This is a genomic window from Micromonospora sp. NPDC002717, from assembly GCF_040295705.1.
Taxonomy (GTDB): Bacteria; Actinomycetota; Actinomycetes; order Mycobacteriales; family Micromonosporaceae; genus Micromonospora.
This window is the reverse complement of sequence record NZ_JBEOVW010000005.1, coordinates 208,674-223,195: the sequence shown is the minus strand read 5'-3', so window position 1 is coordinate 223,195 and position 14,522 is coordinate 208,674. Positions and strand designations below refer to the sequence as shown.

10 protein-coding genes are annotated in these 14,522 nt (G+C 74.6%); 2 read left to right on the top strand and 8 right to left on the bottom strand.

Going from position 1 to position 14,522, the window contains the following annotated elements; translation table 11 throughout:
* Positions 1 to 12: 12 nt before the first annotated feature.
* From ABT006_RS10475 to pcaF, 8 genes are all read right to left on the bottom strand, one after another.
* Complete coding sequence (locus tag ABT006_RS10475; RefSeq protein ID WP_350704968.1) at positions 13 to 3,675, bottom strand: SpoIIE family protein phosphatase; 3,663 nt, start codon at positions 3,673 to 3,675, stop codon at positions 13 to 15.
* Positions 3,676 to 3,842: 167 nt separating this feature from the next.
* Entirely contained in the window at positions 3,843 to 4,610 is a 768-nt protein-coding gene (locus ABT006_RS10470) for a 3-oxoacyl-ACP reductase (protein ID WP_350704966.1), read from the bottom strand.
* 5 nt (positions 4,611 to 4,615) lie between these two features.
* Entirely contained in the window at positions 4,616 to 5,971 is a 1,356-nt protein-coding gene (locus ABT006_RS10465; protein WP_350704964.1) for an aldehyde dehydrogenase family protein, read from the bottom strand.
* Positions 5,972 to 6,007: 36 nt separating this feature from the next.
* The gene (locus tag ABT006_RS10460; protein WP_350704962.1) at positions 6,008 to 7,372 is read right to left on the bottom strand and encodes a glutamine synthetase family protein; all 1,365 of its coding nucleotides are present in this window, start codon (positions 7,370 to 7,372) and stop codon (positions 6,008 to 6,010) included.
* Between the two features lie 314 nt (positions 7,373 to 7,686).
* Positions 7,687 to 8,187, bottom strand: a complete 501-nt coding sequence (locus tag ABT006_RS10455) for a DUF456 domain-containing protein (protein WP_350704960.1) — start codon at positions 8,185 to 8,187, stop codon at positions 7,687 to 7,689.
* Positions 8,184 to 10,358 (bottom strand): putative bifunctional diguanylate cyclase/phosphodiesterase, encoded by a 2,175-nt coding sequence (locus ABT006_RS10450; RefSeq protein WP_350704958.1) that lies wholly within the window; start codon positions 10,356 to 10,358, stop codon positions 8,184 to 8,186. The genes ABT006_RS10455 and ABT006_RS10450 overlap by 4 nt, the downstream gene beginning before the upstream one ends.
* A 4-nt stretch (positions 10,359 to 10,362) precedes the next feature.
* Positions 10,363 to 11,181, bottom strand: coding sequence for an SAM-dependent methyltransferase (locus ABT006_RS10445; protein WP_350704956.1), 819 nt, complete (start codon positions 11,179 to 11,181; stop codon positions 10,363 to 10,365).
* 281 nt (positions 11,182 to 11,462) lie between these two features.
* Positions 11,463 to 12,668: a 3-oxoadipyl-CoA thiolase gene (gene pcaF, locus ABT006_RS10440; protein ID WP_350704954.1), complete on the bottom strand. Its 1,206-nt coding sequence runs from the start codon at positions 12,666 to 12,668 to the stop codon at positions 11,463 to 11,465.
* Between the two features lie 106 nt (positions 12,669 to 12,774).
* Between pcaF and ABT006_RS10435 the strand changes: the two genes are divergently transcribed.
* Entirely contained in the window at positions 12,775 to 13,740 is a 966-nt protein-coding gene (locus ABT006_RS10435) for a glutathione S-transferase family protein (protein ID WP_350704952.1), read from the top strand.
* Positions 13,733 to 14,428: a DUF998 domain-containing protein gene (locus ABT006_RS10430; RefSeq protein ID WP_350704950.1), complete on the top strand. Its 696-nt coding sequence runs from the start codon at positions 13,733 to 13,735 to the stop codon at positions 14,426 to 14,428. The genes ABT006_RS10435 and ABT006_RS10430 overlap by 8 nt, the downstream gene beginning before the upstream one ends.
* Positions 14,429 to 14,522: the final 94 nt, after the last annotated feature.

Genomic DNA, 14,522 nt, shown 5'->3' with positions numbered 1-14,522 from the left:
GCCGGCGGGTGCTCAGTCCGCCAGCCGCCGGCGCAGCGTCACCTCCGTCCCCTCGGGGGTACGCGTGACCGACAGCTCCCCCAGCGCCTTGATGAGGGACAACCCCCGCCCGCGGAAGCCCGACCCGGTCGACTCCCGCCACCGCCCGCTGTCGCGCACGGTGGCCACCACGGTGCGATCCTCGATGACCACCTCGACGGCGATCGTCGGCTCCGCGGGGTCGACGGGGTGCTCGATGGCGTTGGCGGCCGCCTCGGAGACGGCGACGGTCAGGTCGAACAGGTCCGTCTCGTTGACGGAGTGGGCGACGAGGAAGTCCTCCAGCCGCTTGCGCAGCACGCTGAGCCGGGCGGGGTCGGCCGGCAGCCGCAGCGCGAACCGGTCGAGTTCCGCCGCCTCCAGGGCCAGCACCGCGACGTCGTCGCGCAGGGGCCGCCCGGCGATCCGCCGGACCACGGCGTCGATCACGTCCGTCACGTGCTCGCCGGGCGTCGCCGCGTCCTGCCTGAGCCGGGCCAGCGCGTCGTCGATGTCGAGCTGCCGGTCCTCGATCAGCCCGTCGGTGTAGAGCAGCAGCCGGCTGCCCGGGGTCAGCTCCCCCTCGTGCGTCCGGTAGGACGTGTCCGGGATCGCCCCGACGGGCGGGCCGAGCGCCCGGTCGTGCAGGAACGTCACGTCGTCTCCCCGGATCAGCAGCGGCGAGGGGTGTCCGGCGCTGGCGTACCGCAGCCGGCCGGTGCGCGGGCTGAACCAGAGGCAGACCACGGTGGCGAAGGAACGCCCCTCCGTCGTCCCGACCAGCCGGTTGAGCCGGGTCAGCGACTCCCCCGGGTCGAACCCCTCCAGCACGTACGCCCGCAGCGCGTTGCGGACCTGGCCCATCGCCGCGGCCGCGCGGACGCCCTTGCCCACCACGTCGCCGATGGCCAGCACCAGCTCGTCGTCGCACAGGGCGACGACGTCGTACCAGTCTCCGCCGACCTCCACCTCGGCGCTGCCGGGCAGGTAGCGGCTGGCGACGACGGCGCCCGGCAGCTGCGGCAGCGACCGGGGCAGCAGGCTGTGCTGGAGCGTGGTGGCGATGCGGTGCTCGGCCTCGTAGAGCTGGGCGTTCTCCAGCCGCACGCCGACCAGCCGGGCGAGCTGGGTGAGCGCGGCCTCGTCGGTGCGGGCGCCGTCGCCGTCCGGCCGCCAGACCCGCAGCTCGCCGAGCTGCTCGCCGACGGTGCCGGTCAGCGGCAGCACGAAGGACGGCTCGACGGGGGCCGACCCGCCGCCGTCGGCCTCGAAGCGCATCCCGGTCGCCGAGACCACCACCCGGGCGGCCTCGGCGAGGCTGAGCGCGTGCCGCGCGGCGACCTGGAGCACGTCGGCCGTGGATCGGGCGGTGTTGACCGCCACCGCGGCGTCGGCCAGCGCCCGTAGCCCGCGGATGATCTGGCCGCGGAGCTGGCCCAGCTCGACGTTGGCCCGGACCCGCGCGATCAGCTCCTGGCCGGAGAAGGGCTTGGTGAGGTAGTCGTCGGCGCCGGCCGAGAGCCCGGCGACCGCCTCGGCGGAGCCGGCGCGGGCCGAGAGCAGCACGATCGGCACGTGCCGGGTACGCGCGTCCGCACGCAGCGCGGCGACCAGCCCGAAGCCGTCCAGCCGGGGCATCATCACGTCGGTCAGCACCAGGTCGAACGCGCCGTCGACGGCCAGCCGCAGCGCCTCCACGCCGTCGGTCACCGCGACCACCTCCCACGACGGGGAGAGCAGCCGGGTGACGTGTTCGCGCAGGTCGGCGTTGTCGTCGGCGACCAGGATCCGCCCGGCGGCGCCCGATCCGGCCACCCGGGTCGCCCCGGCTCCCGCGGCGTCGGCCCAGCGGGCGGTCTCCGCCACGTACAGGTCGGCCCGCACCAGCTCGACCGGCGCCGGGGGATCGGCGTCGGCGACCCGTTCGGGCGGCAGGTGCCCGGTGCCGAAGGGGACGGTCACGGTGAACGTGCTGCCCTCGTCGACGCGGCTGCTGACGGCCGCCTCGCCGCCGTGCATCTCGACCAGCTCGCGGACCAGCGCCAGACCGATCCCGGTGCCCTCGTGGGTGCGCGAGCGCGCCCCCGGCACCCGGTGGAAGCGCTCGAAGACCTGCGGAAGTTCCTCGGGGACGATGCCGACGCCGGTGTCGGCGACCTCCAGCCGGGCGGCGCCGTCGACGGCGTGGACCCGCACCCGGATCTCCCCGTCGAAGGTGAACTTCACCGCGTTCGACACCAGGTTGAGGACGATCTTCTCCCACATGTCCCGGTCCACGAAGACCGGTGCCGGCAGCGGCGGGCAGTCCACCACCAGGCGCAGCCCGGCCCGCTCGGTCGCCGAGCGGAACGTGCTGGCCAGCCGGGAGGTGTAGTCCGCCAGGTCGGTCGGCTGGTAGTGGGCGGCCAGCCGACCGGACTCCAGCCGGGAGAAGTCGAGCACCGTGTTGACGAGCTTGAGCAGCCGCAGCGCGTTGCGGTGCATGGTGGTGAGCCGGTCCGTGTACGCCTCGGGCAGCGCCGGGTCGGCGAGCAGGTCCTCCAACGGGCCGAGCACCAGGGTCAACGGGGTGCGGAACTCGTGGCTGATGTTGGCGAAGAAGTTGGTCTTGGCCCGGTCGAGGGCGGCCAGCTCGGCGGCGCGGGCGCGCTGGTGCTCGTACGCCTGCTGCTTGCCGACGGCCCGGGAGACCTGCGCGGCGACCAGGTCGAAGAAGTCGCGGTACTCGTCGGTCAGCGGCAGCCGGCGGGCGAGGCCGACGACCAGCGTCCCGACGGTCTCGCTCGCCGCGGTGACCGGCAGCACCAACGCCCGCTCGGTCGCGTCGGCCGGGACCGGGGCGAGCAGGTCCCTCACGGCGACGGTGGTGGCGGCGCCGCCGGCGGCGACCTCGGCGAGCGACGCCGGGGACGGCGTGGTGACCGCCGCGGCCTCGACGCCGCTGCGCCCCGACAGCGCGAGGCGGCCGGTGTCGTCGGGCAGGTGCACCAGGGCGAACGGCACGTCCGGCCGGTGCCGGTCGAACACCGCGGCGGCGGCCCGGCCCAGCTCCGCCGTGCTGCCCACCTCGGCCAGCTCGCTGCCCAGCTCCGCCAGCAGCCGCAGCCGGCGCTCGCCGAGCACCCGGCCGGTGGTCTCGTTGACGATGCAGAAGATGCCGTCGACGGTGCCGTCGGCGCCCAGGATCGGGTCGTACGAGACGTCGAAGTACGTCTCCTCGAGGAAGCCGTGCCGGTCGAGCGGGAAGGGATGGTCCTCGGCCCGGTACGACCGGCAGCCGCGCCGGACGCCCTCCAGCAGCGGCCCGAGCACGTCCCAGGTCTCCGCCCAGTGCTCGCGGGCCGGCCGGCCCAGCACGTCCGGGTGCTTGCCGCCGATCGTCGGCCGGTAGGCGTCGTTGTAGAAGGCGAGCTGCTCCTCGCCCCAGAACATGACGATCTGGGCGCTGGAGGCGAGCATCATGCCGACCGCCGCGCAGAGCGCCGCCGGCCAGCGGTCCGGGGTGCCCAGCGGGGTGGTGGACCAGTCGAACGCGCGCATCCGCTCGCCCATCTCGCCGCCGGCCGCGAACGCCGCGGCGAGCAGCGGGGGAAACTCCGCTTCCCGGACGCGGTCGGGCGGGCACCCCTCGTCCACGCCCCCCTGGGCCGAGCTCATGCAGCCTCCCGCTCCGGCCTTCCCGCCTCGGCCCGATGATCCATCCGGCCGTGCCCCGCTCAATACCCTGACGGGCCAGCAACGTAACGCATGCCACGCCTTGGTCGCTGGTTACGTCCGCCTCGGCCGGCCGTCAGCGCCTCCCCCGCCATGCGGAGGGCGCGGGCTCACAGCGGGGTGACGTACGCGCCGGTGATGCCGCCGTCGACCACGAACTGCGCGGCGGTCATGAAGGAGGCGTCGTCGCTGGCGAGGAAGGCCACCGCGGCGGCGATCTCCTCCGGCCTGCCGAACCGCCCCATCGGCACGTGCACCAGCCGGCGGGCCGCGCGCTCCGGATCGGCGGCGAAGAGTTCCAGCAGCAGCGGGGTGGCGACCGGGCCGGGGCAGAGCGCGTTGACCCGGATGCCCTCCCGGGCGAACTGCACGCCCAGTTCCCGGGTCATCGCCAGCACCCCGCCCTTGCTCGCCGTGTACGCGATCTGCGAGGTGGCCGCCCCCATCAGCGCCACGAACGAGGCGGTGTTGACGATCGAGCCCTTGCCCTGCCGGCGCATGTGCGGGATGACGTGCTTGCAGCAGAGGTAGACGCTCGTGGTGTTGACCCGCAGCACCCGCTCCCAGGCGTCCAGCCCGGTCTCCAGGATGGAGTCGTCCTCCGGCGGGGAGATGCCGGCGTTGTTGAACGCGATGTCGACCCGCCCGTGCCGCTCGGCCACCCCGTCGAAGAGGTCCCGTACGGCCGCCTCGTCGGCGACGTCCGCCGCGACGAACTCGCCGTCCACGGAGTCGGCGGCCCGCTTGCCGGCCTCCGGGTCGATGTCCACGCAGACCACCCGCGCCCCCTCGGCGGCGAACCGCCGCACGGTGGCCAGCCCGATCCCGCTGCCCGCACCGGTGACCACGGCCACCCGGTCCTGAAGACGACCCTGCACGCGCCTCACTCCTCCGTTGCGATGAACACGTTCTTGACGTCGGTGAAGGCGTGCAGCGCGTCCGGGCCCAGCTCGCGACCCAGCCCGGAGCGCTTCATACCGCCGAAGGGGGTCCAGTACCGCACCGAGGAGTGCGAGTTGACGCTGAGGTTGCCCGCCTCGACCGCCCGCGCCACCCGGACGGCGCGACCCACGTCCCGGGTCCAGACCGAGCCGGACAGGCCGTACTCGGTGTCGTTGGCGAGCCGCACCGCGTCGGCCTCGTCGTCGAACGGGAGCACCGAGACGACCGGGCCGAAAATCTCCTCCCGCCAGTGCCGGTCCGTCGTGGAGTCGGCGAGCAGCACCGTCGGGGCGTACCAGAAGCCGGGCCCGTCGGGGCGGGAGCCGGTGAAGGCGACGGTCGCCCCGTCGACGTACCCCGCGACCCGGTCCCGCTGGCCGGCGGAGATGAGCGGGCCCATCTCGGCGCTCTCCCGGGCCGGATCCTCCACCCGCAACGCCCGCACCGCCGGCTCGAGCAGCTCCAGGAAGCGGTCGTACGCCGGCCGCTGGACCAGGATCCGGGACCGGGCGCAGCAGTCCTGGCCGGCGTTGTCGAAGACGGCGTACGGGGCGGTCGCCGCCGCCTTCTCCAGGTCGGCGTCGGCGAAGACCAGGTTGGCGCTCTTGCCGCCCAGCTCCAGCGTCACCCGCTTCACCTGCGCGGCGCAGCCGGCCATGATCCGGGTGCCGACCTCGGTGGACCCGGTGAAGCAGACCTTGCGGACGGCGGGGTGGGTGACGAAGCGCTCCCCCACCACGGATCCGGCTCCCGGCAGCACCGTGAAGACGTCCTCGGGCAGCCCCGCCTCGCTGGCCAGCTCGGCCAGGCGCAGCGCGGTCAGCGGGGTCAACTCGGCGGGTTTGAGCACCACCGTGTTGCCGGCCGCCAGCGCCGGCGCGAAGCCCCAGGCCGCGATCGGCATCGGGAAGTTCCACGGCACGATCACCCCGACCACGCCGAGCGGTTCGTGGAACGTCACGTCCAGCCCGCCCGGCACCGGGATCTGCCGCCCGGTCAGCCGCTCCGGCGCGCCCGCGTAGTAGTCGAGCACGTCCCGGACGTTGCCCGCCTCCCACCGCGCGTTGCCGACGGTGTGCCCCGAGTTGCGCACCTCCAACTGCGCCAGCTCCTCCAGGTGCGCGTCCACCAGCGCGGCGAACCGGCGCAGCAGGCGCGCCCGGTCCCCCGGCGCCACCGCCCGCCACCGCGGGTACGCCGCGTCCGCCCGCCCGATCGCCGCGTCGACCTCGTCGGCCGACGCCGACGGCACGACCGCGATTACCTCACCCGTCGCCGGGTTCACCACCTCGGTCACGGGCCCCACCCCGTCCCGTCGATCACGCGGTCGAGGTCAGAGGCGTTCGAAGCCACGGAAGAGCTCCCAGTCGGTCACGGCGGCGTCGAAGGCGGCCAGCTCGACCCGCGCCTGGTTGGCGTAGTGCGCCACCACCTCGTCGCCGAACGCCTCCCCCGCCACCGTCGAGGACTCCCACCGGGCGAGGGCGTCGCGCAGCGTGCCGGGGACCCGCTCGGCGGCCGGGTCGTCGTACGCGTTGCCGGTGCACTCCTCGCCCAGCTCCAGCCCGCGCTCGATGCCGTGCACGGCGCCGGCGACCAGCGCGGCGATGGCCAGGTACGGGTTCACGTCCGCCCCCGGGACCCGGTTCTCCACCCGCATGCCCTGCCCGTGCCCGACCAGCCGCAGGGCGCAGGTGCGGTTGTCCGTGCCCCACCGCAGCGCGGTCGGGGCGAACGATCCGGGCTGGTAGCGCTTGTAGGAGTTGACGTTCGGGGCGAACAGGAGGCTGAACTCCTGCATGGTGGCGAGCAGCCCGGCCAGCACCCGCCGCCCGGTCGCCGACAGGTGCGCCGGCCCGTCGCCGAGCAGCGCCGACCGGCCGTCCGCGTCACGCAGCGAGAAGTGGATGTGGCAGGAGCTGCCCTCCCGCTCGTTCGGCTTGGCCATGAAGGTGATCGACATGCCCTCCTGGGCGGCAATCTCCTTCGCCCCGTTCTTGTAGATGACGTGGTGGTCGGCACAGGCCACCGCCTCGTCGTAGCGGAAGGCGATCTCGTGCTGGCCGAGGTTGCACTCCCCTTTCGCGCTCTCGGGGGTCAGCCCCGCCCCTGCCATCTCCCGGCGGATGCGGCGCAGCAGCGGCTCCACCCGGGCGGTGCCGAGCAGGGAGTAGTCCACGTTGTACTGATTGGCGGGGGTCAGCTCCCGGTAGCCGCGCCGCCAGGCGTCCTCGTAGGAGTCGCGGAACAGCACGAACTCCAGCTCCGTGCCGGCGTAGGCGGTCAGCCCGTGACCCGCCATCCGGTCCAGCTGACGGCGCAGGATCTGCCGGGGCGAGGCGGCCACCGGCCCTGACCCGTCCAGCCAGGCCAGGTCCGCCAGGAGCAGCGCGCTGCCCGGCTGCCAGGGCACCCGACGCAGCGTGTCGAAGTCCGGCACCATGGCGAAGTCGCCGTAGCCGCGTTCCCAGCTCGACATCGCGTACCCGTCGACGGTGTTCATGTCGACGTCCACGGCGAGCAGGTAGTTGCAGCCCTCGCTGCCGTGCGCGACGACGTGGTCGAGGAAGTAGGGGGCGTGGAACCGCTTGCCCTGCAACCGGCCCTGCATGTCCACCAGGGCCAGCACCACGGTGTCGATCTCGCCCTCGGCTGTGGCGACCCGCAGCTGTTCCAACGTGAGCGGAGCTTTCCTCATCGGCGGGCCTCCATCACCAAGGTCTACTGGCTAACCTGACCACCGTCAATGCCCAGCCCGCGAGGCGCTCCCGCCGACCGGCCCGGCGAGCGGGCAAATTGCGTTGCCGTCCGGGCGCGTACGCCGCATGCTTGAGCCCGTGACCAGGCCCGATCGCGACGGGCCACCGCCGGGCGCTCGGACCGCCCCGGCACCGCGGCGGCGCGGGGCACGTCACCTCTCTCTCACCCGTGCGGCGCTGCGCCGTACCCGACGCCCGCCCCGCGCCGCCGCCCACCAACACGCCGACGACGGTGAGGGTCGGTGCGGACCCGTCAGGTCAGCAGCAGGCCGGCGACCCAGAGCGCCGCCACGAGCAGGCCGGCGAGGAACTCGACCAGCATGGACAGGCCGGCCGCCGCCACGGCCTGCTTCGTCGCCGGCCAGGCCAGCCGCGAGTCGCCCAGCCGCAGTCGCTCCGCCGCCCACACCCCGCCGACGAAGCCGAGCACCAGCCCGACCACCGGCACGACGAAGAAGCCGACCAGTCCCAGCACGCCGCCGGCGAGCAGCGACGAGGTGGGCACCCCGGTGCGTTTCAGGTTCCGCCCCGGCCAGGCGTACTTCACGACGGTGCCACCGGCGACGACCACCGTGGCGGCGGCGAGCACCGCCCAGCGCCCCGGCCCGGCGCCGCCGAAGAGCGCCCAGACCAGCACCCCGCCCCAGCACAGCGGCAGCGCCGGCAGGCCGGGCACCACCACGCCGGCCAGCCCGGCGAGGATGGCCAGCGCGGCGAGGGCGGCGACGGCCGCCTCGGTGTCGGTGAGGCTCATGCCGCGGCTCCGTGCCCGCCGCCGCGCAGCCGGGCCGTGATCTCCGCCGCCGGCGCCGGCGGGCCGAAGTACCGCCCCTGCCCGGTGTCGCAGCGCAGCGCCCGCAGCCGCTCGGCCTGCACCCCGGTCTCGACCGCCTCCGCGGTGACCCACAGCTCCAACGCGTGCGCCAGCCGCACCAGCGCGTCCACGATCCGCTCGTCCCGGTGGCCGGTGGCCGCCTCCGGGCCGTCGCCCCGGATCCCCTCGACGAACGGGCCGGCCAGCTTGAGGCAGTGGATCGGCAGCCGCCGCAGGTACGCCAGGTTCGAGTAGCCGGTGCCGAAGTCGTCGATCGCCAGCCGTACGCCCAGCGCGGCCAGCCGGTGCAGCGACCGCAGCGGTTCCCCCGCGGTGCCCATCACGGCGCTCTCGGTCAGCTCCAGTTGCAGCAGCCCGGCCGGGAGCCCGGTGGAGGCCAGCGCGTCGGCGACGGTCTCCACGATCCGCGGGTCGTCGGCCTGCCGGGCGGCCAGGTTGACGCTGACCACCAGCCGGGCCGCGGGGAACTCGCGCCGCCACTCCTCCGCGTCCCGGCAGGCCTGCCGCAGCACCCACTCGCCGAGCCGGACGATCAGGCCGGTCTCCTCCGCCAGCCCGATGAACCGGTCCGGCCCGATGAGCCCCAGCTCCGGGTGCTGCCAGCGGACCAGCGCCTCCACGGCCAGCATCGAGCCCTCCAGCAGGGACACGATCGGCTGGTAGTGGAGCACGAACTCCTCCCGGTCCAGCGCCGCCGGCAGCCCGGCGGCCAGCGCGGAGCGGGCGATGTCCCGGGCGCCACGCTCCGGGTCGTAGACCGCCCACCGGCCACGGCCCTCCGCCTTCGCCCAGTAGAGCGTGGTGTCGGCGGCCTTCATCAGCTCCGAGGCGCTCGTCCCGCCGACGGGACACTCGACGATGCCGACGCTCGCCGAGACGGCGAGCTGGTGCTCGCCGATCCGGACCGGGGCGGACACGGCGGCCAGAGCCGCCTCGGCGACGGCCACCGCGTCGTCGAGGCCGGTGCCGTCGTCGACCAGGATGACGAACTCGTCCCCGCCCATCCGGGCGACCAGGTGGCCGCGCCCGGCGACGCAGTCGGCGAGCCGCCGGGCGATCACCACGAGCAGCCGGTCACCGAGGTCGTGGCCGAGGCTGTCGTTGACCGCCTTGAAGCCGTCCAGGTCGAGGAAGCAGACCCCGACGCGGTGGTCCGCGTCGGCCATTTCGAAGACCCGGCCCAGCGTCTCGAAGAACAGGGTCCGGTTGGGCAGGCCGGTGAGCGGGTCGTGCAGCGCCTGGAAGCGCAGCCGCTGCTGGAGCTCGTACCGCTCGGTGATGTCCTCGATCATCGCGACGGTGAACCGGGGCCGGCCGTCGTCGTGCCGGATCAGCGAGACGGACAGGTCGGTCCAGACCACGCTGCCGTCCTTGCGGTGGTAGCGCTTCTCCACCCGGGCGCTGTCGTGCTTGCCCCCGACCAGCTCCTGGTAGAGCTCCCACATCCCGGCCGCGTCGTCGGCGTGGAACAGCGACGCCACGTTGATCTGCCGCAGCTCCGCGACGGAGTAGCCGAGCATGTCCGCGAACGCCTGGTTGACGTCGATGATCCGACCGTCGACGCCGGCGATGCCGATGCCCGTGGGCGCCCCGACGAAGACCGCCCGGAACCGGGCCTCGCTGTCCCGCAGGGCCTGCTCCACCTCGTCGCGCGCCTGCCACGCCGAGCGGGCGATCCGCTCCTGCTGGGCGAAGGTGCGGTCGCGCAGGGCGCGGGCGAACCCGGCGGCCAGCCCGCCCTGCAGGGCCGCGACCCGCTCCACCGTCTCGTCGTGGTGCGCCCGGGCGGGCAGCACCTCGGGGAGGAAGCGCGCGCCGAGGGCCCGCACCGACCAGTCGAGCACCCGCGGCTCCGTCAGGTGCTCCTCGACCAGCGCGCGCCCGACCTCCTCGGCCGGCAGGGCCGAGAAGGGTTCGGCGAGCACGGCCTGCGCCAGCCGGACGGTGTGCAGGTGCAGCAGCCGCTCGGTCTCGGCCGCGCTGAGCGGCACGAAGCCGAGCCGGCGCACCGCCCGGGACCACTCGGTCGCGTACCGCAGGGCGCCCGACCGGCTGAGGTCGTCGCCGCCGGGCTCCGGGACGGCGCCCATGCGCTCAGGCGGTGGGCTGGTCGTACCGGGCGACGCCGCCGAAGGCACCGAACCGCTCCGGCTGGTCGTCCACGTCGGACGGCGAGTCCGGACGCCAGAGCGGCATGTGCACCACGCCCGGCTCCAGGATCGTCCAGTCGCCGAAGAAGCTGGTGACCTCGGCCCGCGAACGCAGCGTGATCTCGGTGTCGGTACGCGCCGAGAGGCGCTGCGCGTCGAGCATCTCCTGCGGCTGGTCCTCGAAGGTGGAGTGCGAGATGACCAGGAAGCTGCCCGGGGCGGCGGCGGCCCGCAGGGTGGCCAGGACGTCGCCGGGTCGGTCGGCGTCCGGGATGAAGTGGACCACCCCGGCGAGCAGGATGCCCAGCGGCCGGCTGAAGTCGAGCAGCGCCAGCTCACGGGCCTCGGTCAGGATCCGCTCCGGCTCGCGCAGGTCGGCGTGGATCACGCCGGTCAGCTCGTTGCCGGCGAGCAGCTCCCGGCTGTGCGCCACCGCGACCGGGTCGATGTCGACGTAGACCACCCGGGCCTTCGGGTTGGCCGTCTGGGCGACCTCGTGCACGTTGCCGACGGTCGGGATGCCGGAGCCGATGTCGAGGAACTGGTCGATCCCGGCGTCCAGCAGCGTACGCACGGCCCGGCGCAGGAATTCGCGGCCGGCGCGCATGGTGGCCGCCAGGTTGGGGGTCATGCCGGCGATCTGCTCGGCGAGCTGCCGGTCGATCTCGAAGTTGTGCGCCCCGCCGAGGAAGTAGTCGTAGACCCGGGCCGCGCTCGGCCGGGAGAGGTCGATCTCGGCGGGAAGTCCGTCCGGCATCTGCACTGCTGCACCCCATGTCGTCGCCGCGGTGCGGGAGGGAACCGGCGTCGGGGCGCGTGGGGGGACACGCGGAGCCACACCGGCCGACCCGCGGATCGAGTGGTGCCCACCACTCTAGGCCGCCCACTCCCTGCACGGGGAGGTCCCATGACCCACTTCGTCGGCCCGTCCGGTGTCCGTCACCGACCGGACACCGGGCACCGGCCGGGCACGCCCGCGCCCCCTCCGTCCGGCGGGGGCGGCGGACCCGGGACGGGCCGGCCGCCCCGCCGACCGGCGACGGGTCAGCCAGCGGACTCCAGCAGCAGCGAGATGCCCTGCCCCACGCCGACGCACATGGTGGCGAGCGCCCGCCGCCCGCCCCGGCGGCGCAGCTCCAGCGCGGCGGTCAGGGCCAGCCGGGCGCCGCTCGCGCCGAGCGGGTGCCCGAGTGCGATCGCCCCGCCGTTCGGATTGACGTGCTCGGCGTCGGTGGGCAGGCCCAGCTCGCGCAGCACCGCGACGGACTGCGCGGCGAACGCCTCGTTCAGCTCGATCACGTCGACCGCGTCGAGGCCGACGCCGAGCCGGTCGAGCAGCTTCCGGGTGGCCGGCACCGGCCCGACGCCCATGGTCCGGGGCGGTACGCCGGCCGCGGCGGCTCCGGCGACCCGGGCCAGGGGGGTCAGGCCGTACCGGGTCACGGCCGCCTCGGAGGCGACCAGCAGCGCCACCGCGCCGTCGTTGACGCCGGAGGAGTTGCCGGCGGTCACCGTGCCGCCCTCGCGGAACGGGGTGGGCAGCGCGGCCAGCTTCTCCAGGGAGGTCTCCCGGGGGTGCTCGTCGACTTCGACGAGCTTCGTCTCGCGCCGCCCCGCCGGCACGGTCACCGGCACGATCTCCTCGGCGAACCGGCCGTCGGCCTGCGCCTTCGCGGCCCGCTGCTGCGACCGGCACGCGAACTCGTCCTGCTCGGCCCGGCCGACGCCGTACTCGGCGGCGACGTTCTCCGCGGTCTCCGGCATGGAGTCGATGCCCCAGTGCTTCTCCATCAGCGGGTTGACCAGCCGCCAGCCGATGGTGGTGTCGTAGACCTCGGCGTTGCGGGAGTACGGGGTCGTCGCCTTCGGCATCACGAACGGGGCGCGGCTCATGCTCTCCACCCCGCCGGCCACGACGAGGTCGGCCTCGCCGGCCACGATCGACCGGGCGGCGGTGGCCAGGGCGTCGAGGCCGGAACCGCAGAGCCGGTTGACCGTGCTGCCGGGCACCTCCTCGGGCAGCCCGCCGAGCAGCGCCGCCATCCGGGCCACGTTGCGGTTGTCCTCCCCGGCCTGGTTGGCGCAGCCCAGGATCACGTCGTCCACCCGCGCCCAGTCCACGGAGGGGTGCCGGGCGACCAGCTCGCGGATCACGTGCGCGGCCAGGTCGTCGGGGCGGACGCCGGCGAGGGCGCCGCCGTACCGGCCGATCGGGGTGCGGACACCGGCCACCAGGTATGCCACGGTCATCAGCGCGATCCTTCGGGGGGTGGGAAGGGGCGGGGGCGGGCGCTTCCGGGTCACGGGGTCGCCCGGCCGCCAGGATATCCGCGCGCCCAGCGGATAGGTTGACGGCATGGCCCGGGCCCAGTTCAGCGCAGAGACCAGCGGCAGTGGCGCGTTCGTCCGCCAGCCCAACCGGTTCACCGGTCGGGTCACCCCCCACTCGACCTCCCCCGCCGGGGGCGGCCCCGACGACCAGGACCGCTGGCCGCTGGAGCCGGGCCGCTACCGGCTGATCTGGTGCCGGGCCTGCCCCTGGGCGCACCGGGCCCGGATCGTCCGTAACCTGCTCGGCCTCCAGGACGCGATCTCGCTCGGCACGGTCGACCCGATCCGCGACGAGCGCGGCTGGCGGTTCAGCCTCGACCCGGACGGGTTCGACCCGGTGCTCGGCATCGGCTTCCTCTCCGAGGCGTACCTGGCCACGGATCCCGACTACACCGGGCGGGTCACCGTGCCGGCCCTGGTCGACACGCGCACCGGGCGGGTGGTCACCAACGACTATCCGCAGCTCACCCTCGACTTCTCCACCGAGTGGCGCAGCCTGCACAGGCCGGACGCGCCGGACCTCTACCCGGTGGCGCTCCGCCCGGAGATGGACGCGCTGATGGCGGAGATCCACCGGGACGTCAACAACGGCGTCTACCGCTGCGGCTTCGCCACCTCGCAGGCCGCGTACGAGGAGGCGTTCACGGCGCTGTTCGCCCGGCTCGACGCGCTGTCGGAGCGGCTGGCGGGCCGGCGTTACCTGATGGGCGACGCGATCACCGAGGCCGACGTGCGGCTGTTCACCACCCTGGTCCGCTTCGACGTGGCGTACCACGGGCACTTCAAGTGCAACCGGCAGAAGCTCACCGAGATGCCGGTGCTCTGGGCGTACGCGCGGGACCTGTTCCAGACGCCGGGCTTCGGTGAGACGGTCGACTTCGACCACATCAAGCGGCACTACTACGGCACCCACGCGGCGATCAACCCGACGGGCATCGTCCCGCTCGGCCCCGACACCTCCGGCTGGACGACGCCGCACGGGCGTGGCTGAGCCGCGCCGGGCGGACCCGACCGCCGCCCCCGGCATGGCCGAGCCGCGCCGGGCGGGCCCGACCGTCTCCCCGTCCCGGGCCGCCGCCGCGTCGGCCGCCACCGGCTGCATCGTCGCGGGCGCGACCGCCGTGACCGTCGCCGTGGTCGCCGGTCCCGGCCCGGGCCTGACCGGGTACGTCAGCGAGGCGGGCGTCACCGACAGCGCGTACGCCCCGGCGTACCGGATCGGGGTCTTCGCCCTCGCCGCGGCGCTGCTGCTGCTCGCGGCGGCGCTGCCGGCGGGGCTGCGGGTCGCGGCCGCGCTGCTCGCCGCGGGGAGCGTCTGCACCCTGGTCTCGGGCGCGGTGACGTGCAGCGCGGGCTGCCCGCTGCCGCCGTTCGAGCGGGCCACGGCGGCCGACCTGGTGCACGGCGGGGCGAGCATCGTCGCGACCGCGGCGGTGGTCTTCGCGATGCTGGCGATCGCCTTCCCGCCCGGGGCCGACCGGTCGCTGCGCCGGCTGGCCGCCGGGGCGGCGGCGGTGGCGCTGCCGCTGGCCGGGTTGGTGGGGCTGGCGATGCTCGCGGTGGGCCGGGGCGCCCTGGTCGGGGTGCTGGAGCGACTGCTGCTGCTGGTGGCGCTTCTCTGGGCCGCCGCCACCGCCACCACCATCGCCCTGCGCCGGCAGGGAAGGGCGCCCTGTTGACGCCTCCGATGGAGAAAAGGGTCATTTCCCCGCCCTACTGTAAGGAGCGTCACCGGAGTCGATCCTTCCGATCGGTCGCGCCGGGGGGATAGCC